This window comes from Vibrio eleionomae (assembly GCF_009874545.1).
GTDB lineage: Bacteria > Pseudomonadota > Gammaproteobacteria > Enterobacterales > Vibrionaceae > Vibrio > Vibrio nitrifigilis.
The window spans coordinates 1-24590 of sequence record NZ_WEKT01000042.1 but is presented as its reverse complement, the minus strand read 5'-3'; the positions used below and the strand labels follow the sequence as shown (position 1 = coordinate 24590).

Here is a 24590-nt window from a genome sequence, read left to right as displayed (position 1 = left end):
CACCGTTAAGAGCCTTGTTGTGCATCTTGTAATGGGTCGGGTTATTCAAGCTGAGAACATCTGTTATGTCCAGACTAACTATAGTGAAGGTAATGGCTACTTACAATTTTTATAACAAAGGCTTATAGATTAATGTCGGGATAAAAGTGGTAAGCAAATAGTTGCATTTTGGTCATCGCGTTAAGATGTGAAGTCGGATATTAGAATCTGATCAGATTTATACAGTCATCGCCCATTTTACGTGCTAGATTGGATAAAGACTAAAGCAGATTTAACTGATTGAATAATCATTATATTAATAGGAAAGGAGTCCAAATTGAAAATAGCATTGGTTACTGGTGGTTCACGTGGCATTGGGCTTGAAACGGTACGCCGTTTAGCGGCTGAAGGCTATAAGGTGGTGACTTGCTCACGCTCAAAATCCAGTTGGAACGAGGCGCTTGATCTGTATCCAGATCTAGCTAATGTCGATCATAAAATCAGCGATATATCTATTGATAGTGACATTGAACAGTTATTTACCTACGTGAGTGAGACCTATGGCGAACTTCATGCCGCAGTAAATAATGCATCACCACAGATAGCGTCTAGTGGACGTTTTCATCAGGTGGAAAACTCATTATTAAAAGATACGCTTAATATTGATTTTTGGGCTCAAGCATTGTGCTTAAAACACGAAATTAAACTGATGAAAAAGGGCGCGGCGATCGTCAATATCAGCTCTGTGAATGGCTTAAGACCAACTCCAGGCGCATCAATGTATAGTGCAGCTAAGCATGCGATGGAAGGTTTAACTCGCTCACTGGCGCTAGAAAATATTAAAGATGGGATTCGCATTAACGGTGTGGCTCCCGGAGTAACTTGGACCCCGCGCTGGGAAGAGAAGCAAACCAACCACCCTAATATTCGCCAAGAAGTCTCGAATGTGGTGCCAATTGAGCGCTTTGCTCACAGTGAAGAAGTGGTCAACGCCATAGAATTTTTGCTGTCGGAGAAAGCCAGTTATATTGTTGGCCACACGCTGGTGGTTGATGGCGGGATTTCACTGACAGGTGCTTGAGGTTTTCAATCCGAACTTGCCCTACCAAACGTATCCGAAGTCAGATGTGGAATTTTAAATAATTTACAATTCAGTAACAACGTTGGTTAGGATAGACCAATAGTTCATTCAAATTCACAAGGTAAATATGGAAGCCCGAAAAGTTGCGGTTATCACCGGTGGTGGCAGAGGTATTGGTGCCGCTACTGCAAAACTGTTCGCTCAAAATGGTTATGCAGTATGTATTAACTATAAATCTAACGTTGAAGCTGCAAGTAGCTTAGCTGAGGAAATTGCAGCTAAAGGGGGGCAGTGCATTATAGTTCAGGCTGATGTCTCTCAAGAAGCTGGTGTGCTTCGTTTGTTTGATGTGGTTGATAAAGAGTTGGGTACGATATCCGTGCTTATCAACAATGCCGGTATATTGCAGAAACAAATGCGTTTAGAAGAAATGAGTGCTGAGAGAATTAATAGCATTTTAGTAAATAACGTTACAAGTTACTTCTTGTGCAGCCGTGAAGCTGTTAAACGAATGTCGAACAAAAATGGTGGATTAGGTGGTGTTATTGTTAATGTTTCTTCTGGATCAGCTCGTTCAGGTTCTCCAAACGAGTACATTGATTATGCTGCGTCAAAGGGAGCGATAGATACCCTAACGAAAGGTTTGTCGTTAGAAGTTGCTGCTGAAGGTATAAGAGTTAACTGTGTCCGCCCTGGGTTAATATACACTGACATGCATTCTGACGGTGGAGAGCCGAACAGGATTGAAAGACTTAAAAGTAAAATTCCACTTCAAAGAGGTGGCTTACCTGAAGAGGTCTCTGAAGCAATCTATTGGTTAGCATCTGAGAAATCTACGTTTTCAACGGGCAATTATTTGGATGTAACTGGTGGTTTGTGATTCATTAATTGAGCTACTTATTCCTAATAATGGCATATGCCTGTATTAAATTAAGGAGTTTCCAAGAATGTACATCAGAAAAGCCAAGGTCTTTGAGTTAGATATTGTCTACTCAATGGGTTTTGATGTTTGGAATGGCTGTCAGTCCTATGAGGAATATCTGGTTAATTGTCGAAACAGTAAAAAATATCAATCTGGCACTTGGTATGTGTTAGTCGAAGACGAGCAAATTGTTTCTTCTCTTATCGTCTATAGTGGGCTATTTAACCTAACGGAAGGGTGTTTTGGCATTGGTTCGTTAGCGACAACTCCCGCACAAAGAAACAATGGCTATGGTTCGGCGTTGATCAACTTGGTTAAAGCAGAATTGTTCAAGAATAGACGCTGTAAAGCGATTTACTTGCACTGTGATATTGGGCATGAGTATTACGAAAATCTTGGTTTTGTCAGTGTAAATAGCTCGGATTGTATGTGTACTACAAAAAACCATTCAGTTTGTGAAAGTTCACTACCGGCATACTTTTAGCTGGCCCAATTTTAGTTATTCCACAAGGTGGTTGGTCATTGATTTTTAACGTTATGTTCATCTTTGATTCCGTCAATCTGTGGTGAGTTACCTATGCTCCTAAATAATTTAGCCGCATGAAGCTGAACCATTTCGCTTGCGATACTTGTCCTAGTTTTTCTTATGACAGCTTTTTGGCGTAATCACTAGTGTTTAAAGTTCTGAATAGGAGTAGTCTGTTATGTGCTAGATATTCATAGGCTTACATAACATTAAGGAATCTGTCGTGAAACAAACGGTTGTATTGTTTGATATTAACGAAACGGTTTTGAATCTTGGTGCTTTAAGACCAAAATTTAAATTACTTTTTGGGGATGAGAATTACACTGATACGTGGTTTGCTATGCTGCTTCACTTATCAACAGTCTCTCTATTAACATCAGTTCATACAGATTTTGGAACATTATCTAAAATTGCACTGGAGTCATTAGCTGCGAAAGTGAATGTTGAATTGTTATCTGAAAAAGCGGATGACTTATTAAATACATTTTCAGAGCTTCCTCCTCATGAGGACATAAAACCTGCGCTTAAACGATTAAGATCGGAAGGGTTTAAAGTTGTTGCGTTCTCTAACTCATCAAAAAAACTAATTGAAAAACAGATCCGTAATGCTGATTTAAATGAATACTTTGATGAAATAATTTCCGTAGAGGAGGTCAACACTTTTAAACCAAGCGCGATTGCGTATAAATATGCATCAGAAAAACTGAACTGTGATGTCAACAATCTGCGACTAGTTGCTACACATGATTGGGATACTCATGGTGCTATGTCTGTAGGTATGAAAGCTGCGTATATAAATAGAATGAATGCTATCTACAACCCTTTATATCTTAAACCAGATATTCTTGAACAAAATATGGCATCAATTGTGAATAGAATCATTTCCATAGACGGCTAACTTTATATCCATAATCTGACACAAACGACTTAAGTCGTATTTCAACCTAGTCAGCAGTGAGTTACTCAGTAAAGGTATGGATGTGAAAAAGCCACGCCTGTACTTTAAACGTTTTACCTCATGAAGAAAGAGGAACTTTTGATGTTTAAAATTGAGACCGAACGTTTGATCATTCGGGACATGACTCCGGATGATGAAAGCGACTTTGTTGCGATGTCTCAAGATGCTAAATATCAGCGTTTCTATGACGAGAGTGACTGTGATCCTAATAAATATAGAGAGTTAACCAATTTATTTATTGCTCAGGCTTGTGAGACCCCAAGAAAGTCGTACCAATTAGCTGTTGAGTGTAAATCGTCAGGAGAGTTCATCGGAACTGTTTGTTTACGCCTAGAGGATAATCAGCAAGCTTCAATGGGCTGTGCGTTTGCAAGGTCATCTCAGGGTAATAAGTTAAGTCATGAAGCCGCCTTAGCTCTCGCAAACTTTGGTTTTTTGGAATTAGGCGTTCACCGCATCTATGCGGAGACAATCAGCAAAAATCTTCCTGCTATTAAGCTGTGCCAGTCTTTAGGTATGCGTCAAGAAGCTCATTTTAAAGAGCATCGCTTTTTCAAAGGACAGTGGTGGGATACAGTAGTTTTGGCAGTCCTTCGAAGCGAATGGGGCAAGGTATAAAGAAAAACTAGCTCGTTTCTGTCTATTTTTGTTTCGGCCTACTCGGGTAGAACGTTTTTGCCCCGAAACGAGTTAACGTAAATACTCTAAGGTTGGCTTTGAGCCAAAAGCTGGCTTTGATGTTGCTCTCCATGATCCCATTCACAAAACAATATACAGTGATTCCAAGCTCAAAATGTGAACTAAACGATGTTTCTCATATAGCCAATGGTGTCGCAGTAATACATTCCTGGAGTCGTTTTTCTTCGGGCTCTGCTCATCTAGCAGGCCAGCATGAAGTCGATACATTAATTCTCGCAGTATTAACTAGACAAGATGATTTGTGGCTTATTCAGGCACTTGAAAAAGTTACACTGACAAATCCAAGAACTGGTGAGATGGCCTTGCGCGAAAAATAAATGCCTAACAAGGCCAGCCTGATGGGGAAAATACCAATATAGAAGTAGAGAGTTGATATTGAAATGATTGTTAATCAGAGACTTGATAAGGCTATCAGGTCTCTTCTCTTCTATTTTATTTCTATAGCAATTGATTTTTTATGGAATTGCCTATTCTATATATGGCATTTTTTATCCTTGGAGATAAACGTGCTCCAAAATTTATACGTATACAATTATTGTATTTATCTGATACAGAGAAAATACGACCAGTTGAGATCTGTATTCCTTCATTAATAAGTTCTTCATTTAGTTTAGTCACACTGACCTTTTTCGGGAGTTCTATCCAGAGCATATATCCTCCCTGAGGCTCCGAAATAACAACATCTTCCGGGAAACTTAATTCTACCCATTGCTTTACTACTGCAAGATTACGAGCATATAAGTTTCTCATCCTTTTTACATGCGTTAAGTAAAAACCTGCTTCGATAAAATTGACAATTGCCTTTTGTGGAGCAGCAGAGAGGAAAAGAGCTGAAGAATATTTATTATATGAGGCCTTTTCCAAATATCGACCTGGAACAATCCATCCTACTCTTAAGCCTGGAGCTAATGTTTTGGAAAAAGAGCTGCATAAGAGGACGCGTCCATCTATGTCGTAAGACTTTATTGTACGTGGACGGGGATATTTATAGGCTAAATCCCCATATATATCGTCTTCAATAATAGCGACATCAAATTTCCTCGCCAGTAAATATAGGTCCTTTTTTTTATCCTCAGGCATGATATATCCCAGTGGATTATTGCAATTTGGGGTAACTAAAATTGCTTTAACTGGCCACTGCTCTAAAGCAAGCTCAAGAGCCTCTAAACTCATACCCTGATTTTTCGATGAGGATACTTCAATCACTTTTGCACCAATGTTCTGTAGGGAATTGAGTATGCCATGAAAACAGGGAGAATCCGTTACAACAACATCGCCTGTTGTACAAATAGAGCGAATGGCTATAGACAGAGCAGCGTGGCAACCAGGAGTTATAATGATTTCCTCTGGGGCAACCTGAGTTTCAGAATCAATTAACAGACGAGAGATTTGTTCACGCAGTTTATAAAGGCCTTTGATTTCATCGTAATACAAAGCACTAAGATCAGGTTTTACCCATGAGCGTGATAATGAGGTTAGAAGAGGTTTTAAGGTTTGGACTTCTATATTAGGAAGTCCCCTGCCAAGTTGAATCAGGTTGCTAGAAGGGGGAGGGAAGGTCAGGTCTAGAATGTCATCCCATTTCGGAACTTCGACAGGTTCCTGAGGAAAATCGACTGTTTTGTAACAATGTGAGATATTGGTATTCTTGCGGACATAGTAACCAGATCTGGATTTTGGTTCTATGAGTCCCTTTTCTTCCAAAAGTGTGTATGCTCTTTGGGCAGTGCCTAAACTTACATCATTTTCTTTGCTGAAAAGTCGCAGTGAAGGGAGTCTTTGCCCAATTGAATAGTACCCTTTTTCTATCCGGGAGCTTATTATATCGGCTAGTTCAGAGTAAATACTCATTTTTATTACTTCTCCGTTTCCTTCGATGTTACAAACATTAGAGATACAGCTTACGATCGAGTTGTTCAGAAGATATCTCTCTTTGTTGGTATGCCCCTTCCGTACATATGAAATAAAGAGTGTCTGGACGAGTCAAGAGCAATAATCCATTCCATACTGTTTCCCTGCAACTCTTCCTGTTCTGTATTCCTCATACACAGGCGCATACAGCATGATGTAAAGGATATTTACTCTGTAAACACTCTTTTGTCTTGCATCGTTATAAGGGATAGGAAAGGGATAAGTCGTAATGTTTGGTCTATCTTAAGTTGATAAATCACCAAGATCCTCCGTTGTGTCACAGTGTCTCTTCACGACCATTGTCCCAAGATAAAAGTATACAGTTTTGATATTTCTGTGTATACAGATTCGTTTATGCTTTGATTGTTTCTTCAAAAACAATTGTTTTTGTGTCTTTACCATAGGTCGTATTTTATCGGAAAATTTAATTCGAAGAATATTAATTCATATATTTAGGGAACAAATATGACCGCATCATCATGGCTAATTTTCTTAGTAATTACATCACTTCAAGTAGGTAGCCCAGGCCCCTCCACGGTATATCTCATAGGTAACTCATTAAAATATGGAAAATCCAGAGCTATTTTTATTTTAACAGGAGATATTTTTGCTATCTTAATATTAGGGTTGATTTCCTCTCTTGGAATTGTTGCCTTTTTTTCTGAAAATCCTACAATGTTTAAAATGCTTAAGATTGCAGGAGCAACATACCTCGTTTATTTAGGAGCGAAATCTCTAATAAAATGTTTTTCCCAAAAAAACGTATCAAATAAATCAAATGGAAAAAACATACATTGTGATAAAACTTCAAAATTATGGTGGCAATCATTTTTTGTTGGTTTAAGTAATCCTAAAGCACTTATATATTTTTCTTCGTTACTTCCTCAATTTGAAGCAGAAGGAAATGGAGATATATATTTATATATTTCTTTGGTGGTTTTAACTGCTGTTATGAAGCTTATTATTCTTTCTGGATATGCCGTCATGGCATCTAGGTTATCTAATAAAACAAGCTCTAGTAGGGTACAAAAAATAACATCAGGCTTAATAGGTGTATTTTTTATAATATTTGGTGTTATGCTAGGTGTTTTATAATATTCAAAGTTTTAATTACATACAGGAAGTAATTAAATGAAATTTAATGATTTTCTAATTCACTCTTCGAAAAATAATAACTTACCTACAGAGAAAATATGGACGATAGAAAAATTCGTCAAGGCTAGATATTACGATACCTAAAACACGATCGAGGACATCCTAAATCGTATTTTAGGAGTTCGTTCAGCAAACGGAAACTTCACAAACGCCTAAGGCCTCAATATACTATTTTCTAATCTGACAGGAACTAATTAGAGCGATTGACCTAAATGGTTTCTGTCCAAAACTAAGTTAGATCTTGAGTAATATTTATTGGTACACAGCACTAACGAAACACGTAAATGTTCGAATAATAGCTCTCACATCGTTATAGATATGAGAGCTATTAGGCTTTGAATCCGACGTTATTATTCGACTGTTAAGGTGTTTTTTTCCAGCCGCGGCTGAAGGTGAGTGCTTGGTCGAAAGTGGCGAGCCATTTTTGCGCTAATTGAACCGATATTTTGGGCGTATAGATATGTTCATCGTTTTGGATGACAAGATTAGATCCATTCGCTCCGTATGCGGCTAGTGCCGCGCAGCCAAAACCTGTCAGTTCTGTGAAACTGGAGGTAATGACGTCGCGTTGTAAAACGTCGGCGAGAAATTGAACAAAATAGGGGTTGTTAGTCAACCCGCCATCAATGGATAAACGTGCGTGGCTATTTTCTAAATGTGGCATTGCATTAATCACTTGGGCCGCCCTAAGAGCAACACCCTCGAGAATCGACTGACATAAACAAGATGCGCTTGTCCCGCCATCCATCCCTATCCATAAGCCGCTTGCCGAGCGATCCCAAAAAGGGGCGGCAAGCCCAGAAAGGGCAGGAATAAACACTAACTCTCTTTCGATAGCTGGTGGCTGTGCAAACTGTTCAATCTCTTGGTAGCGATGGAATAAGCCAAGTTTTTTGGCCCATTCGATAGCCGCACTAGCATGATAAATCCCCCCTTCGCAGGCGTAAGTGAGCGAATTATCCATTTGCCAAGCGGTAGTTGAGAGCAAGCCCTCTGGCGCATTCGGGCGCTGATCTCCTGTTACCATCAGCATGAATGCCCCAGTGCCAAACGTCATTTTGATATCACCAGGATTGCGACAGCCATGTCCGTACAATGAAGCTTGTTGATCAACTAATGATGCTGTGATCGGAACACCGTTTGCTAGGGTGCCAAAGTTGGCAACACTGGCCGATATAGTGGGCAAACACTCAAGTGGTACCCCAAACCGTGCGCATAACGTGTCATCCCATGTTTGGGTACTGAGGTTCATTAACGAGGTGCGAGATGCAGTGGTCACATCCGTTACAAACCGTCCCGTTAGGCGTTCTAGAAAAAAGGCGTCGGTGGTGCCAATATGCAGGCGTTTTTCTTGGTAGGCTTGTTTAACCGCGGGAATATTTTCGACAAGCCAATACAGCTTACTGGCTGAAAAATAAGGATCTAGCGGTAAGCCTGCCCGATCGAGCGTCATTTGTTCTAACCCTTGGGCACGCAACCTTTCAATGGTGCTGCTGGTGCGATTATCTTGCCAAACAATCACCGGCGAAAGTGGTTCGCCTGTTTTGGCATCCCAAGCCAAACAGCTTTCACCTTGGTTAGCCATACCAATCGCCGCAATATCGCCGGCGTGTGTAAGGCATAATTGAACGTTATGCAGTAGCTCATTGGCATCTTGTTCAACCCATCCCTGCTGCGGGTAAGTGGTATGATGACGCACCGAAAAGGGGACACTGGCCGCGCCATTTGCCTCTGTGATGACGAGACGCGTGCTGGTTGTCCCTTGATCAATCGCAGCAAAACGTTGTGAATTATTCTCACCCATTATCTGTCACTCGAATCTCAAGTTTGCCGTTGCACACATGCTCCAGCGCGATTTTATCCAGTGGAATAAGAATGCGCCGTTCCGGTTGAGTGTTCACCTTTTTACTGTAGAGCACATTGCCGTTAGAGCTAACTTCAATATGTCCACGCACCGCTTGAGCGACTCTTAGTTGCAAATGAGGTAGGGCTGCGGTGGTGTTAAGAACCAGCTTTTGTGGAACACAAAAGCGAATGGGATGTTCGACTTCTACTGTAATGTTAGAAACGGGGGAAGCGGGTGGTTTTGCTAAGTCTTGAGCAATAAAACGACCAATGCGCTTAGCTTCGCGATATGACCAGCCTGCTGTTTCTACTGGGCGTAATACATTGCCTGCTGCAAAGTAGCTAGGATCGCTACAACGGCCATCTTGATCCACCAGTGGACCGCCCGTGCCGTTATCGATCAGTAAATGGCTCGGGCGAATCAAAGCAGAGTCTGGGGTGAATTTGCCAGTAAATAGAATCCCGTCACAGGCAATATTTTGTGTTGAACCATCAGCAAAACGTAATGTTGCGCCTTCAACTCGGCCAATACCATGAATGGATTCTAGATTCGCACCATAATAAACAGGAACACCGCTTAATTTGGGGTACATCATCAACGCCGAATACGTTGTGGCTGAGCTTTGGCTATCTATCATCGCAACCGGTTTAATTCCCACTTTTCGACAAGTTGCAATGGCCGATAAGCTGACCAACTCGGTGCCAACAATTAGCGGTCGAAGAAAGGGTTTTTTGCCTTTCAGATGAACAAAGTTTTGCAATGCCCCTGTGTTGTACACACCAATAGGGCGGTCACCACCGACAAATCTAGCTGAACGAGGTGTCTCTCTAACACCGGTCGATAACAGTACGCGTTGTGCTTTTATTTTGTATGGACCGGATGACGACATCACGTCTAATTCACCATCGGGATTTAGCGCAACAACCGTCGTACCGATTCGAAGATCGACACCTGCTTTTTGAGCCTCTTGAACATTGCGCTTTGCGAACGTAGGGCCTGTCATCAATTGATGATATTCGAGCACCCCATAGGGTGGGTGAGCACAATGGCGTGGTATGCCACCAGCGACTTGTTCACGCTCTAAGACCATCACATTGGTAATGCCTCGCTTTTTTAGTTCGGTTGCTGCGGACAATCCGGCTGGACCTGAGCCAATAATGGCGACATCTGTATGAATGACCTCAGTCATGATTGTGCTCCTCAACAGTAAGCGGAATGCGCAGTTTATCGCCAGCCAGTTCTGCGACGCGACTGCTGCAGTAGAAGCCTTGGCAACGCCCCATGCAGGCGCGAGTGCGGCGTCTTAACCCACCGAAATCACCGGGTGGCACTGAGGTGTTAAACGTTGCTTCGATCTCTCTTTTCGTAACCAGTTCACAATGGCACACCATCTCTTCATAGCCTGGTGTTTGCCAGTCACGTTTAAGATGCTCGGCTAATATCGGCATGTGCGGAGTGCTTGGCTCGGCAATGGGTTGATGAGAGAAATACGTGCGGTACTTTTGGTAAATATATTGAGCAATACCTAAAGCCGCAGTTAATCCTGTCGAACGAATACCGCCTACCGTGATGTAGTGTTTATCCCAATGCTCATGAATTCGGTACTCTTTTTCATCGCTGCCGGGCCTTAATCCAGCATAGGTTGCGGTAACAGGGATGTTTGCAAGAGCCGGAATGTGTTCAATAGCGGCCTGACGCAGAGTTTCTAGTGTTTTGGTATCGAGCGCAGCATGATCTCGGTCTGTTTGTTCTTCAGCGGTTGGGCCAACCAATAGGTTACCGAAAATAGTGCGAGTTAAGACAATGCCTTTGGTGATTTCGTTCGGCACTGGCAGAATAATACTGTCGATCAGGTGATGTGCCGCTTTGTCGAAAACAACAAATTGGCCTTTACGTGGACGAATCTCAAAATCAGAGTCACCTAATAGATTTTTTTCCAACCAGTCGCCGCGTAGGCCAGCACAATTGACAACAGAAGTGGCTTTTAGTTGACCCTTGCTGGTATTGAGCTGCCATGTTTGACCATCAAACTCTCCGTCTTTTACTTCGCAGTTTAAGAGTAGGTTGGCGCCATTATCGACAGCTTGTTGAAGATAGGCGAGGGGGGCAGACCATGGATCAATTAAAAATTCATCAGGTACCCAAATCGCCCCTTTGGCATGTTTAGCAAGCCCTGGTTCTCTGGATAATAATTCCGATTGACCGATTTCCACTGCATTCGTGATGCCATTTTGATGGGCTTTAGCCAAAATCTTGGGAAATTGAGCAAGATCGTTCTCAGTCCAAGCGACCACATGCGCACCGGTCTTTAACACGGGTAGATTCATGCTTTCACGAATCGCCATATATTCTTGATAGCCATTCTGTACGCATTGCAGTTCAATGCTTTCTGGCGGTGCATCAAAACCGGTATGTAAAATGGCACTGTTACCTTTACTTGCGCCCGATAATATATCTGAGCCTCGTTCAAGTAAGAGAACTCGTGCTCCCTCAAGGGTAAATCGTCTGGCCATTGCGCAGCCGACGAGTCCGCCGCCAATAATCGCGACATCGAACGTTTGTTGTTTGATTGAACGTGTTACTTCAGTCTGTTCCATAACTATTTGTCCTGAATGGGACTTCCTATTGGAAGTGCCAAATTCAATTACTGTTATTCCTGATAGTCTTGCTGCAAAACAGTGACGAGATTATTTAATACCGTAGCTAAAAATTGCGCTGCTTGAGTGAGTAATTCGTCTTGGCTAGCATCGATAAGCCCCAGTGTGGTATATGGGCCTTTAGGTAAATTGTCGGCTTTATGCGTGGCCAAATATTCAATGGAAGAGGCCACCATTTCTGGATGGCTTTGAATGCCTATCACTCTATCGCTAGTGGTAAAAATCTGATTTTTGCAGCCTTCTGTGCTTGCATGCAGTTCAAATACAGGTGGAAGAACAATGGTATTACGATGAAAGAAAAACAATTTTCGTGAATCCACACCACTTAGCAGTGGGTGCGTGTGTGGTTTCTCTGCCAATTCAACATTAAGCCAACCAGATTCAGCACAAGTGTGTGGAACGAGCTCTCCCCCCATAGCACAACCGATAAGTTGAGAACCTAAACAGAGGCCGACCACGCCTTTGTTGGCATCAATAGCTTGGCGAATAAAGAGAATTTCACTTTCTAGCCACTCACTACACTCTTGTGGCACTCCCCCTAAGATGACCAAAATATCGAAGTCTTCGAGTCTAGGCAGAGGTTCCCCTGCGTATAGATGCGTCCCGGTTAGTGGGTAGCCGTGTGCTTGTGCCCACTGCGTGATGTTGCCAACCCCAGCGGTATCAAGGTTTTGTAAATAATGAATACGAGGTGTCATAACAATACGGTCCTTATTAATTAATCGCTGAGCATAGAGAGCGGAATGGTGATGATTTGCGGAACAATAACGAGCAGAGCGAGCACGGCAAACTGAACCAACAGAAAGGGCATCACACCGACGATGATTTTGTGAGTGCGAATGTTTCCGACACCGGAGACCACGTTTAGAACATTACCCACGGGTGGGGTAAGCATGCCGAGCGCTCCTGCGATGGTAAATACCACCCCAAAATACGTGAGGTCGATATGAGCAGCGCGGCAAAGTGGAATCATGATCGGCATTAAAATCAACATTAATGGGGTAAAGTCGAGCACCATGCCTAGTGCCAATGTTAAAAATAGAATGGCACCGAGCAATAGTTTTGGCTGGTCTAATAATGGCGTGAGTAACTTAACAATATCAGCGGGTAGATTAGCGATAGAAATCAGCCAAGCAGAGATCATGGAAGTACCGACTAAGAACATGACCACGGCGGACGTTTTACCCGCATCAACCAGTGATTCGTAGAACGCTTTTAAACTCAGTTCTCGATAGACAAATGCGCCAATAACCGTAGCATAAACCACAGCGATGACCGCCGCTTCTGTTGGGGTAAAAATACCAACGCGCATACCACCTATGACGACAATAGGCAGAACTAAGGCGGGTAGGCCTTTAATGATGGCGGTAAGAATTTGTTTACCACTTTGCTTTTCTAGCGTTTGGTAATCGCCATTGCGTGAAGACCATGCCCACATTGCGACCAACGCTGCAGCCATTAGAAGTCCCGGAACAATAGCGGCCATAAATAGCCCATTAATCGAGATGTTAGCCACTGCGCCAAAAACGACCAGTGCAATGGAGGGAGGAATGACGGGGGCGATAACCCCACCGGCTGCAAGTAATCCTCCGCTACGACCTTCAGGGTAGCCTGCGATACGCATCATGGGTATTAAGATAGCAGCGAGGGCAGCACTGTCCGCGATGGCGGATCCGGAAAGAGAGGCCATAATCAATGCAGCAAAGATCCCGACATAGCCCAGTCCGCCTTTAATGTGGCCGAATGCCGCTATTGCAACTTCGATAATACGTTGTGATAAACCGCCACGGTTCATCAATTCTCCAGCCAAGATAAACCCTGGAATGGCGAGAAAAATGAAATTATCGGTGCCGTAAATCATGTTTTGGGCAATCACTTGACCATTAAACATGTCTAAATGCAGCATGAGTGCTACACCTGAAATCATCAAAGACCAAGCGATAGGCATGCCAAGCACAATGCAAACAATCAACACGGCCAAAAATAAAATTACTGTCATAATAAGACCTGATTTAATCCTTTAGCGTGGGGTCGGTGTCTTGCGTGTTTTGCCAGGAGAAAAAACGATCAACCGGCATTTTGTCGAGCAAAACGAACAGCAGCATCAAGAAGGTTTGCACCGCCATAACGCCACCACAGATCAAAGCCACCACATAAGGAATACAGGCAGGTAAGCCTGATAATGGGTAGTTATTATTCATGTTGATCGTTGCCTGAGACCAAGCACCAGAGGCGAGAAGGTAGTCACAGAAAATCATCGCAGCTGCAACAATGACAGCAACTGCTTTCTTCTTCCCTATCGACAGGTTATCGATTGCCAGCGTCATACTGATATGGCTGCCTTGAGATAAGGCGAGCACCGCACCAGTAAATATCAATGATCCCATGATAATGCGCGATATTTCGTCGGTAACGGGGATGCCGCTATTGAAGAAAAAGCGCAGTACGATATTGGAAAATACCGTTAGGATAGTGGCGAGAAGTTGTATCGCCACTAACGCTTCCAGCATGGATTCAAGTTTATGTATCAATCGCATAATGAAGGGATATCCAATACTGATTACTTAGCCAAATCTGCTTTGATTTCTTTGTAGAAGGGACGAGTTTCATCCGTTAGCATCTTGTTGATGACGGGCTGTACTGCTTTGGCAATTTTTGCACGTTCACCCGGTGCAAAATCATCAGCCACTTCCATATGTTTTTTCAGCATGTTTTCTGCTTTTTCTACAGCGTCACGCATAATTTTGCGTTGCTCAATCCCTGCTTCACGTGCTGCTTTTTGTACAATCTCTTTTTGAGCATCAGTTAGGCGAGACCAGAATGGCTTACCAGCTAATACGATCATTGCAGAATAAGCATGGCGAGAGTGTGTCAGGTATTTTTGCACTTCGTAGAATTTCACGTCTCGTACAGTTAATAGTGGGTTGTCTTGACCGCTGACCGTTTTGGTTTCAAGCGCTGAATACACTTCAGGGAAAGGCATTGGCACCGGATTTGCGCCTAATGCTTTGAACGTATCGATGTAGACCGGTTGACCAATCACACGAAAACTTAACCCTTTAAAGTCGGATAACTTAGTGATGGGGTGTTTTGAGTTGGATAAATCGCGAAAGCCGTTATCCCAAAAAGTCAGCCCTTTGAGTCCACTACCATTGAGTCCTGTTAATAACTTATCGCCGGTTGGTCCTAACAGGACTTTGTCAGTTTGTTCATCATTAGCGAATAGGAAAGGTAGGTCGAGTACTTGAAGTGGTTTGGAATAACGGGTCAAGTTTGATGAAGACGTGATGAGCATCTCTTGTAAACCACCGCGTAGGGCGGCAATCTCTTGGGATTCGTTGCCTAATTGACCGCTTGGAAAATCAACGACTTTAATATCGCCATGGGATAATTGGTCGACTTTTTGCGCGAAGATTTTTACTCCATCATCAAAAGGTGTGTTTGGATTGCCAAAGTGGCCGATTTTAATGGTTAGTGCAGAAGCTTGTGTTGCGATTGCAGTGAGTCCGATTGATAACGTCAATTTGGTAAAGGTTTTGATCCATGGTGAACGCATAATGCAGTTACTCCCTTCCTTAGGATGTTCAATAAGATATGTGTTATTAGGTATGGTTGGTGTCTGAGATGAAAATGAATGACACTCAACGTGAGACACTATTAACGTTTGCTTACGAACAAGAGAGCAAGTCTTATGCCAAATTGTGGGTTTTGTGTTTATTTTTGTTTTATTAATGACTAAATGGTCGTAATTGTGGGTGTTTATAGTTTAAAATAGACCAAATCAACATTAAGTAATTAGTGACACTTCAATCGGTTGAGTAATTGAAATGGGGCATAAAATGGCATTGGCAATGGATCAAATGTGTGCAATTGCCCAATTTTGTATCATAACTACGTAGCAGGGGGCACGATGCGTCCATTACAAAGACAGCAAGCAATACTGAAACAGCTAGAAAAAGAAGAACGGGTATTTGTTGATGAACTGACGGAAATGTTTGATACATCAGGAGAGACCATTAGGCGCGATCTGAATGTGCTCGCGAAAAAGGGGTTAGTGCGTAAATTTCATGGCGGAGCCTCGCTTCCCCCTATTTTGGAGAAAGAAAACGGTTTTACTACACGTTTAAGCGAAGCGATCGATGAGAAGAAGCGCATTGCCCATTATACGGTTGGCTTAATTGAAGATGGTTCAAGCTTATTTATGGACACGGGGACGACCACGCTATTGTTGGCGCAAGAACTTGCGCAAGCAAAAAAACACCTAACCGTGATTACCAGCTCGACGCAAATCGCCACTGAGTTTGCTCAATACGATCATCAAGTGTATTTGCTTGGCGGGGAATTTCATCCTGAATCATCACAATCATTAGGACTGATGGCAACGCGTCAGATTAAACTATTTAATGCGCAATATTTGATCTCAACTATTGGGACGATTGACAGTAATGGTGCTGCAGATTTTACGTTAGAAGAAGCAGAACTGACTAAGACAATGGCAGAACAAGCTCAGCAGGTCATTGTGGTCGCCGACCATTCCAAATTCAATCGCAGTGCGATGTTTCAGGTATTGTCATTTAATCAAATTGACCATTTGGTCACTGATGAACCCTTGTCGGTTGATATTGCTGAGAAGGTCGAGCAATCTTCATTAAACTTGCATCTCGCTGATTAAATAGCCTGGCAAAATCATTTGCCGAGCTATATACCCAAGTAACGTCAAGATGCTGTTTCAGCAAGAGTGTATCTTGAGGTTATTTGGGTATATCACCATTACAATTTATACAATGCCATAAAGGCGCCAATGGCTCTTTCTACCGCGAGTTTAATTTGATTATCGTCTGGTATATCAATAGCTCGAAGTGCGTAAGGTTCGAAAAATTCAGCAGAAAGCAATCCTTTAAGCTGCATCGCCGCTAACCACGGATCTGCGGTGCGCAAGTGGCCTTTTTCCATTTGGTGTTGTAGGTAACCACTTAGGTGAAGCCAACCTTTCTTCGGGCCATTTTCATAGAAATGGCGACCAACCGACGAACGCTCTGCTTCATTCATCGCCATGCGGTAGATGGCCATGATGTCCGGCTTTAACACCGATTGTAAAAAGTTAAAGCCGAATTCCGGTAATGCTGCCATTAGATCATCATGATGATCGAGCGAAAGAAACGCATTGGCTATTTGTTCGGTGGCAGACGATTCCATCACGGCCGAAAAAATTTCTTCTTTTGAACTGAAGTAGTTATATAGCGTGGCTTTCGATCCCCCCAGCTCTTTAGCGATATAAGACATAGACGTTTGTTCAAACCCTTGTTGAGTGAATGAACGCTTGGCTATATCCAATATTTCCTGTCGTTTTTCTTCGCTTTTTACACGCATAGGTCTCTCGATATCCCATCAAAAATTCCGGGTAAGTTTCCCTTGACGGTTGCTCGTTGTCAAGAGTATAACTGTACGGTACGGTTTAGTTATAAGGTAATCTAACGTGAAAAGCAATGCTTTATATTCAAGGTTCGTGACTAAACACCGCGGTTGTTTTGCATTAACAGCACTAAGCACTGCAATACTCAGCGGATGTGTCGCACCGAATGATGAAGCCACGCCGAAATTGGCACAAATGAGTGAGCTTCAATATCAACAAAGTTTTGCCGACAGCCAGCAGGTTAACTGGCCTACCATGAATTGGTGGACTCGTTATCAAGATAAGCAACTTGATCAGTTAATTGAACAAGCATTTGCTGACTCGCCGGATCTAAAAATTGCCCAAGCTAGGTTGCGTGATGCCCAAGGGATCGCTCAACAGATTGGTGCAACCAAAAAGCCAACAGTTGGGTTAAGTGCCACTGCGTCTGAAAGTAAGGTTAGTTATCAATACCAAGCTTATGCGCCGCCAGCCGATTGGAATGATTACGGTACGTTAACGCTCAACTTCAATTATGACTTCGACTTTTGGGGCAAAAACAAAGCTGCGGTCATTGCTGCCACTAATGAGCTGGCTGCCACGAAAGCTGAAACCATTTCTGCACGTTTGATGTTAGCGACGTCTATTGCGAATGCTTACGCTGAGTTAGCACGTTTGTACAAAAATGAGCACACTGTGGCTGAAGCCGTTAGCCTACGTAGCCAAACCGTAGAATTGCTCGAAAAACGTTACAAAAATGGACTGGAAACACTTGGCTCGGTCAATCAAGCGAAATCGATTCGTGCCAGTGTTGAAGCCGAACTCTTGGGGATTAAAGAAGCCATCGCCCTCCAGAAAAACGCGCTCGCAGCGCTAGTCGGTCAAGGTCCAGACCGCGCCAAATTCATTACCGAGCCACAGATTCAGTTAGGGACTCGTTACGGGTTGCCAAGTAATGTCGGGGTAGGTTTGCTTGGTCATCGTGCCGATATTACAGCGGCGAGATGGCGTGCCGAAGCCGCCGCTCAACGTGTAGGCATCGCGAAAGCGCAATATTACCCAGATGTCAGTATTTCGGCATTTATTGGCTATCAAGCGTTTGGTCTCGATAACCTGACTCGTTCAGGTAATGATGCCGGCAGTATTGGGCCTGCCATTTATCTTCCTCTTTTTATGGGGGGACGATTAGATGGACAATTGACCTCTGCTCGCGCTCACTACCAACAAGCGGTGAATAGCTACAATCAAACGTTAACCAATGCGCTGCATGAAGTGGCTGATGTTGTCACGAGCAGCCGCGCCTTACATGCTCGAATCAACAAAACGCAAGAAGCGGTCGATGCTGCTCAGCAGGCCTACAACATAGCCAATAACCGTTATAAAGGCGGGTTATCGACTTATCTAGATGTGTTAGTCGCAGAAGAAGCACTGCTTAATAACCAGCGAGCTTTGGTGAATCTCCAATCCCGCGCATTCAGTCTTGACCTCGCGTTGGTGCATGCACTCGGCGCAGGATATCAACCTAAAAAGTCTTAAAAGGTTTTAATAATGAGTAACGATAATTCTCAAACAGAAATCAATGATGTTACAGCAGCACATGCACAACGCTCACGTAAGAAAGGCTTTTTGGCACTAGCGTGCGCTATTGTGGTTGCTGCGGGTGGTTATGGATCTTACTGGTATTTCTATGGTTCGCGCTATGTGAATACCGATAACGCCTATGCCGAAGCGGATGTCGCCGGCGTAACGCCTGCCATCGGTGGGATCGTACAAAAAGTCAATGTGGTTGATACTCAAGCCGTACATAAAGGCGATGTGTTGGTCAACATTGATGATACCGACGCGCGGATTGCTCTTAATCGTGCGAAAGCCGATTATGAATTAGCAAAACGTCATGTGCGCAGTTATCTGGCCAACGATGAAGGTTTAACGGCCTTAGTGCATGCTCAAGAAGAAAATGCTAAACGAGCTGATGCGCAATTAGAAGCAGCGAAAGCCGATTTTCATCGTGCAGAAATTGATTTGAAACGTCGTCAAGACCTCGTTAAATCAGGTTCTGTGTCTGGTGAAGAACTGACTAATGCACAAAATGGTTACGATCAAGCTGAAGCCAATTTAAATGCAGCGAAAGCGGCCGCAGCACAAGCTCATGCCAATAAATATTCCACCATTGGTAAACAAAAAGCGAACGCGGCATTAATCGACAACACAACGGTGGCGAATAACCCTGAAGTATTGGCGGCAAAAGCACGTTATGAACAAGCAGAAGTGAACTTGGATCGTACTGTCATTCGTGCACCTATCGATGGTGTGGTTGCACAACGCCATGTGCAAATCGGCCAACGTGTTCACTTAGGTGAGCAGTTGATGGCGGTGGTTCCGACACAAAATATCTATGTGGATGCCAACTTTAAAGAAGTCCAGCTAGAAAAAGTAACGATTGGTCAGCCTGTTGAACTTACCTCCGATCTGTATGGTGATGATATTGTCTACCGCGGTGTGATTACTGGCCTGTCGGGTGGTACAGGATCTGCGTTTTCTATGATTCCTGCCCAAAATGCAACGGGCAACTGGATCAAAGTGGTTCAACGCTTGCCCGTACGTATTCAACTTAACCAAGATGATCTGAAGGCACATCCACTGCACGTCGGGCTTTCTATGGAAGTCACGGTGGATACCGATACCATTGTTGATGATAAAACATTGGCTGAGTACCGCACTGCAATGTTGGCTGATTAGAGCCTAGGGTGAAATCATGAGTCAAACAAATGACAATGACATTCAACCGCTTACTGGTATGGCGCTGTTCTTGGGTGCCTTATGCTTAGCAACGGCTAACTTCCTTGCAATTCTGGATACAACGATTGCGAATGTGTCTGTTGCCAATATTGCTGGAGCATTGGGCACGTCCACCAGTCAAGGGACGTATGTCATTACTTCTTATGCGGTTGCGGAAGCGATTTCAGTGCCGCTGACTGGCTGGTTAACACGACGTTTTGGATCCATTCGGGTCTTTGTTGTGTGTTTCTTGATGTATGGCTTTTTCTCTGTTTTGTGTGGCCTTGCGACAAGCATGACGATGTTGGTGGCCTTTAGGGTATTTTTGGGATTCTCTGGTGGTCCGTTGATGCCCTTATCGCAAACCTTGATGATAAGAATTTTCCCCAGTAATAAAGCGCACGCTGCTATCGGGATTTGGAGTATGACGACGATGGTTGCGCCAATTACTGGCCCTATACTGGGTGGTATTTTGTGTGACCAATACAGTTGGCCATACGTATTTATTATCAAGGCACCGTTCGCCATTATCGCAAGTATTGCTTGCTGGCAATTACTCAAACGCTTTGAAACAAAAAGCATTAAAGCTCGTATTGATAAAGTCGGCTTAGGCTTATTAGTCGTATGGGTTGCTGCGCTGCAAATCATGCTGGATAAAGGTAAAGACTGGGATTGGTTCTCTTCCACTAAAATAACAGTACTTGCATGTGTTGCCGTTATTGGTTTCCTATCATTTTTAATCTGGGAACTGACGGATGGTAATCCTGTGGTGGATTTGAAAGTGTTCCGCCACCGCGGTTACACCGCATGTATGATCACCTTGGCGTTAGCGTTTGGCGCATTCTTTGCGATTCAAGTTATTACGCCACTTTGGTTACAAGAGTTTATGGGGTATACCGCCACCATCGCTGGGTACTCAACGGCAACAATGGGGATTCTTGCCGTTTTCCTTGCCCCCGTCGTAGCTAATCTTTCCTCCAAGATGGACCCACGGCCTCTGGTGTTCCTTGGAGTAGTTTGGCTGGGGGCTTGGACCTTTATTCGTGCGTTTGCCAATTTGGATATGACTTTTTCGCAAATCAGCTGGCCGATGTTCTTTCAAGGGATCGGAATGCCATTGTTCTTTGTGCCGTTAACAGCGTTAGCACTAGGGAGTGTTAAAGAATCTGAGATGGATTCTGCTGCTGGGTTAATGAACTTCATTCGTAGTCTTGCTGGGGCATTTGCTACATCGCTCGTCAATACCTCATGGGAAGATGAAGGTCGTTACGTGCATTCCGAACTTGCAGGATTGACCGATAGATCGGGCGTGGCCACTCATATGATGCAGCAGTCTGGTATGTCGATTGATCAGGTAAGAAATTCGGTCGATTATATGGTGCAAAAACAGAGTGTGATGGTGGCGACCAACCAACTCTTTATGGTGATTGCTGCTGTATTTGTGGGGGCTGCTTTCCTTATTTGGCTTGCGCCTAAAATTAAAGCCAGTGTGCAGGCGGGTGCCGCTCATTAGTGATACCTGTGATGAAATAAGTTAATACATCAAGGCGGAACAGACCCATGGTTTGCTCCGCCTTTTGTTATTTTTGCTATCGATAGTGATTGAGGGATAGATTTCATTTTCGCCCATGGGGTAGGGTTCCTATATAATTAGCGGATGTGGCTAGAGACGAAGAAATGTTGTGCGGTTAACCAGCTTTAAATACAAAACTCGTAAGGGGCCGGACTACCGGCACGGGGAGTCTGTGTCGTTTATCGATATAAAACAAACGTTCGGCATAGGGAGCATTCGGGTTGGAAAATGGGTCAATGCTGAAGAGAAAGCACTCGCAGCGAATGTGATTTTTGATTCATTAGCGGATTTAGCGTTTATTTTGGCATTGCCCCCACAAGCCATTGGGTTGAGAGGTAATTTGAACTTGGCCTTTGGTACCGGGGGGCGCAAGGGTGTGCAGGCACATTATGCTCCTAATTTACGTGAATTGGCGTTAGCAAAGAATGCTGGAGCAGGCGCGCTTGCTCATGAGTTTTGGCATGCCTTTGATCACTATATTGCCGATAAAGCGTTCGATATTGGCGATCGTTCTGCGCCACAACGCTCGATACTCTTTGCCAGTGATTGCTGGTTAACGAACGCCAAGTTGCACACTCATCCTTTAAATGTACGTTTGATGAAGATATTTGACGCGACCTTGTTAAGCAAAGGCGGGCAGGATGTTCACGATTACGTCTCGCGCAGTGTTAACGCAGATAAGGCACTCAACTCTAGATATTTTTCTAGGCCGACGGAGATGATGGCAAGAGCATTTGAGGCGGTGATTGAGACCTGCTCTGGGATTGACAATAGCTACTTAGTGGCCGGTACGATGAGCAATGAAAACCTCGCTATATATCCAGAATTGAGCCATCGATATATCATTCACGAGGCACTCCAGGATTATTTTCGACCTCTAGGAGAGGCGTTGAATCGGTAACCTCATTTATCTCGACAATATTAGAATGATGCTAGCGGGATATATGCTGATTTATATTCAAACCACCTGCTTTAAAGTGACTATTTATGTAAAAATAATGAAGAAATATTAAGCGGTCTATGATATAAGTTACCCATGCTGTTGTTGTAACAATTTAAGGAAGGAAGATGAGCAAGTACAAAGTATTTATTGATGGGCAAGTAGGAACAACCGGATTACAAATTCTGGAACGGCTCAGTTCTCATCCTTCGATCGACATATTAACGGTGGCACACGAGTTAAGAAAGAGTAAAGAAGCCAAGCTTAAGCTAATGCAAGAAGCTGATGTGACAATATTATGTCTACCCGATGATGCAGCGAAAGAGTCGGCTGCGTTAGCTGAGCAAGCAGGTTGTCGCGTTCTTGATGCTAGTACTGCTCACCGTATTAATGATGAATGGGTCTATGGTTTACCTGAGCTAACTGCTAATCAGCGCGATCTTATTCGTCAATCGAGTAAAGTGGCCAACCCAGGCTGTTACGCAACAGGGGCTATTTTACTGTTGAAACCACTCGAAGGGTTGGTGAGCTTGGATGATATCACCATCAATGCGATTTCTGGTGTGAGTGGTGGTGGTAACCAACTGATTGCTAAATATGAAAATGGTGGTCCTGCTTACGGGGTTTATAGTTTTAACAAGAGCCATAAACACATCCCTGAAATTATGAAATGGGCAAATCTAGAGTCTGCTCCTCTGTTTATTCCTTCTGTAGCTAACTACCAGCAAGGTATGTTGGTGTTTGTGCCGTTAAGACATGTCACTGCCGACAAGGCTACCGCAATCCATAACAAATTCTGTGAGCATTACGCCAATGAGCCGTTCATTACTGTGAATGATCTTAATGTTGCAAATGCTGATACCGATTTCGGTTTCATCACACCTCACGGTGTCGAAGGCAAAAACTCGGTTGAAATTTCGATGTTTACCATTGATGGTGCTGACAATGCCCTTTTAGTGGCTAAGTTTGATAACCTAGGTAAAGGCGCATCTGGTGCAGCCGTACAGAACTTGAATATTATGCTGGGTCTTGATGAAAGTATCTGCGTAGAGATTTAGTATGACTAGAAACCTCTCAAAATGAGGAAATGGGCAGGGTTCGACACCTGCCCTTTAACAACGATCTCTTTGATGCGTTTCTCTTAATCAAATGCCTCTGTATTGATTGAGGTTACGACGTAATTTTCATAGATCTCATGTTCAGGTATTTTTCGCCAATTCATTAACATATAAAGGTATGTGGCTAACAAGATATGGGCAGCATGAGAGCGCCAATCATGTTCATCTTTATCTTGCCAATATAACAATGCCTCCGTAGCACTTTTATCCATGGTTTCCATGTCTACTGCATAACGAAGTTGTAACGCCATATAGTATGCGGGTAAGACAAAGCGGCGATGCTCTTTATCACCACGTGTCAGGTCAATACCTTGCGTGGGAGTAAGATCCTCAAACTGACTTTGGGTTAAAGAATAAATAATCTCTGGCTCATAAAAATTATAAAAGTCTTTGGTTAGGCCTTCTTGAATGTCTTGCTTCCATTCTGCTTTTGTATCGGGAGTGCCTTTACGTTTCATTCCGGGTAACCAAATATCAAAATAATCGGGTACATCGAAAATGTGTGGTGCTGTAAGTGACATCCACCAACGGACATGGGGATCGCGCGGATTGTACATTGCGCTCTTAAATGGATTGATACGAGAAAATAAACTCATGTGGTTGTTATCTTTATTTAGCCAACTGAAGATGAACAGCATATAGAATGGGGAAAAAACGGGTAACTGGTAAAAACAGTTTGTGGATTATTGTTCCCAAATATGAATGAAATTATTAACTAAATTATTGTTTAGTTCGGGGTTATGTTGAGACTATTCCTTAAAAGAGCAGATGATGAGATGTTCAAAGAATTCGAATTAACATATTTCAGATGTTTATTTGGTTTTATTGTAATTTAATAATGTATTTATTTTCATGTTGCTAAATTAGGAAATGATATTTATAATTTTTGAACTAATATTTTATTTGTCATGTTTTTTAAGACGTTATCTGCCAGTAAGACCGACATTAAATGGGGTATTTTATAACTCTTGGTTTTTAATTACCTCATTAATCAATATATCTTATTGTATTTACGATATTTTATTAATGGTTTTGTTTTGTTGGTATTATTTCAC

The 24590-nt window shown here is 43.0% G+C and carries 23 protein-coding genes; 13 read left to right on the top strand and 10 right to left on the bottom strand.

Annotated elements, in window-relative coordinates; genetic code table 11:
• Positions 1 to 316: 316 nt before the first annotated feature.
• From F9817_RS17605 to F9817_RS17580, 6 genes are all read left to right on the top strand, one after another.
• Positions 317 to 1060: an SDR family NAD(P)-dependent oxidoreductase gene (locus F9817_RS17605; protein ID WP_161157474.1), complete on the top strand. Its 744-nt coding sequence runs from the start codon at positions 317 to 319 to the stop codon at positions 1058 to 1060.
• Positions 1061 to 1187: 127 nt separating this feature from the next.
• Entirely contained in the window at positions 1188 to 1940 is a 753-nt protein-coding gene (locus F9817_RS17600; protein WP_161157473.1) for an SDR family oxidoreductase, read from the top strand.
• 67 nt (positions 1941 to 2007) lie between these two features.
• Positions 2008 to 2466, top strand: coding sequence for a GNAT family N-acetyltransferase (locus F9817_RS17595; protein ID WP_161157472.1), 459 nt, complete (start codon positions 2008 to 2010; stop codon positions 2464 to 2466).
• 265 nt (positions 2467 to 2731) lie between these two features.
• Entirely contained in the window at positions 2732 to 3406 is a 675-nt protein-coding gene (locus F9817_RS17590) for a haloacid dehalogenase type II (protein ID WP_161157471.1), read from the top strand.
• A 141-nt stretch (positions 3407 to 3547) separates the two neighbouring features.
• Positions 3548 to 4084, top strand: a complete 537-nt coding sequence (locus tag F9817_RS17585) for a GNAT family N-acetyltransferase (protein WP_161157470.1) — start codon at positions 3548 to 3550, stop codon at positions 4082 to 4084.
• A gap of 98 nt (positions 4085 to 4182) precedes the next feature.
• The gene (locus tag F9817_RS17580; RefSeq protein ID WP_202436506.1) at positions 4183 to 4482 is read left to right on the top strand and encodes a hypothetical protein; all 300 of its coding nucleotides are present in this window, start codon (positions 4183 to 4185) and stop codon (positions 4480 to 4482) included.
• 121 nt (positions 4483 to 4603) lie between these two features.
• On the opposite strand, the gene F9817_RS17575 is transcribed toward F9817_RS17580, so the two are convergent.
• On the bottom strand, positions 4604 to 6016 hold the full coding sequence (locus F9817_RS17575; RefSeq protein ID WP_161157469.1) for an aminotransferase-like domain-containing protein: 1413 nt from the start codon (positions 6014 to 6016) through the stop codon (positions 4604 to 4606).
• Between the two features lie 525 nt (positions 6017 to 6541).
• Here F9817_RS17575 and F9817_RS17570 point away from each other — a divergent pair.
• A complete protein-coding gene (locus F9817_RS17570; protein WP_161157468.1) occupies positions 6542 to 7171 on the top strand; it encodes a LysE family translocator in 630 nt (209 codons plus the stop codon).
• A gap of 421 nt (positions 7172 to 7592) precedes the next feature.
• Here F9817_RS17570 and F9817_RS17565 read toward each other — a convergent pair whose 3' ends face one another.
• Genes F9817_RS17565 through F9817_RS17535 form a run of 7 tightly spaced genes read right to left on the bottom strand, consistent with a single transcriptional unit; the run spans position 7593 to position 15290 of the window.
• Entirely contained in the window at positions 7593 to 9035 is a 1443-nt protein-coding gene (locus F9817_RS17565) for an FGGY family carbohydrate kinase (RefSeq protein ID WP_161157467.1), read from the bottom strand.
• On the bottom strand, positions 9028 to 10266 hold the full coding sequence (locus tag F9817_RS17560) for an NAD(P)/FAD-dependent oxidoreductase (protein WP_161157466.1): 1239 nt from the start codon (positions 10264 to 10266) through the stop codon (positions 9028 to 9030). The genes F9817_RS17565 and F9817_RS17560 overlap by 8 nt, the downstream gene beginning before the upstream one ends.
• Complete coding sequence (locus F9817_RS17555; protein WP_161157465.1) at positions 10259 to 11674, bottom strand: NAD(P)/FAD-dependent oxidoreductase; 1416 nt, start codon at positions 11672 to 11674, stop codon at positions 10259 to 10261. Before F9817_RS17555 ends, F9817_RS17560 begins: the two co-directional genes overlap by 8 nt.
• 53 nt (positions 11675 to 11727) lie before the next feature.
• The gene (locus F9817_RS17550; RefSeq protein WP_161157464.1) at positions 11728 to 12432 is read right to left on the bottom strand and encodes a type 1 glutamine amidotransferase; all 705 of its coding nucleotides are present in this window, start codon (positions 12430 to 12432) and stop codon (positions 11728 to 11730) included.
• A gap of 20 nt (positions 12433 to 12452) precedes the next feature.
• On the bottom strand, positions 12453 to 13733 hold the full coding sequence (locus F9817_RS17545; RefSeq protein WP_161157463.1) for a TRAP transporter large permease: 1281 nt from the start codon (positions 13731 to 13733) through the stop codon (positions 12453 to 12455).
• A gap of 13 nt (positions 13734 to 13746) precedes the next feature.
• A complete protein-coding gene (locus F9817_RS17540) occupies positions 13747 to 14271 on the bottom strand; it encodes a TRAP transporter small permease (RefSeq protein WP_161157462.1) in 525 nt (174 codons plus the stop codon).
• Between the two features lie 23 nt (positions 14272 to 14294).
• A complete protein-coding gene (locus tag F9817_RS17535) occupies positions 14295 to 15290 on the bottom strand; it encodes a DctP family TRAP transporter solute-binding subunit (protein WP_161157461.1) in 996 nt (331 codons plus the stop codon).
• A 354-nt stretch (positions 15291 to 15644) separates the two neighbouring features.
• Between F9817_RS17535 and F9817_RS17530 the strand changes: the two genes are divergently transcribed.
• A complete protein-coding gene (locus F9817_RS17530; RefSeq protein ID WP_161157460.1) occupies positions 15645 to 16406 on the top strand; it encodes a DeoR/GlpR family DNA-binding transcription regulator in 762 nt (253 codons plus the stop codon).
• Positions 16407 to 16504: 98 nt separating this feature from the next.
• On the opposite strand, the gene F9817_RS17525 is transcribed toward F9817_RS17530, so the two are convergent.
• Positions 16505 to 17104, bottom strand: coding sequence for a TetR/AcrR family transcriptional regulator (locus F9817_RS17525; protein WP_161157459.1), 600 nt, complete (start codon positions 17102 to 17104; stop codon positions 16505 to 16507).
• Positions 17105 to 17210: 106 nt separating this feature from the next.
• On the opposite strand from F9817_RS17525, the gene F9817_RS17520 reads away from it, so the two are divergent.
• The 5 genes from F9817_RS17520 (at position 17211) to argC (ending at position 23475) form a co-directional block, all read left to right on the top strand.
• The gene (locus F9817_RS17520) at positions 17211 to 18662 is read left to right on the top strand and encodes an efflux transporter outer membrane subunit (RefSeq protein WP_161157458.1); all 1452 of its coding nucleotides are present in this window, start codon (positions 17211 to 17213) and stop codon (positions 18660 to 18662) included.
• A 12-nt stretch (positions 18663 to 18674) separates the two neighbouring features.
• On the top strand, positions 18675 to 19865 hold the full coding sequence (locus F9817_RS17515) for an HlyD family secretion protein (RefSeq protein ID WP_161157457.1): 1191 nt from the start codon (positions 18675 to 18677) through the stop codon (positions 19863 to 19865).
• Positions 19866 to 19881: 16 nt separating this feature from the next.
• Positions 19882 to 21417, top strand: a complete 1536-nt coding sequence (locus tag F9817_RS17510; protein ID WP_161157456.1) for a DHA2 family efflux MFS transporter permease subunit — start codon at positions 19882 to 19884, stop codon at positions 21415 to 21417.
• Positions 21418 to 21586: 169 nt separating this feature from the next.
• Complete coding sequence (locus F9817_RS17505) at positions 21587 to 22378, top strand: CLCA_X family protein (RefSeq protein ID WP_161157455.1); 792 nt, start codon at positions 21587 to 21589, stop codon at positions 22376 to 22378.
• A 167-nt stretch (positions 22379 to 22545) separates the two neighbouring features.
• Entirely contained in the window at positions 22546 to 23475 is a 930-nt protein-coding gene (gene argC / locus F9817_RS17500; protein ID WP_161157454.1) for an N-acetyl-gamma-glutamyl-phosphate reductase, read from the top strand.
• Between the two features lie 83 nt (positions 23476 to 23558).
• Here argC and F9817_RS17495 read toward each other — a convergent pair whose 3' ends face one another.
• Complete coding sequence (locus F9817_RS17495; RefSeq protein ID WP_161157453.1) at positions 23559 to 24131, bottom strand: hypothetical protein; 573 nt, start codon at positions 24129 to 24131, stop codon at positions 23559 to 23561.
• Positions 24132 to 24590: the final 459 nt, after the last annotated feature.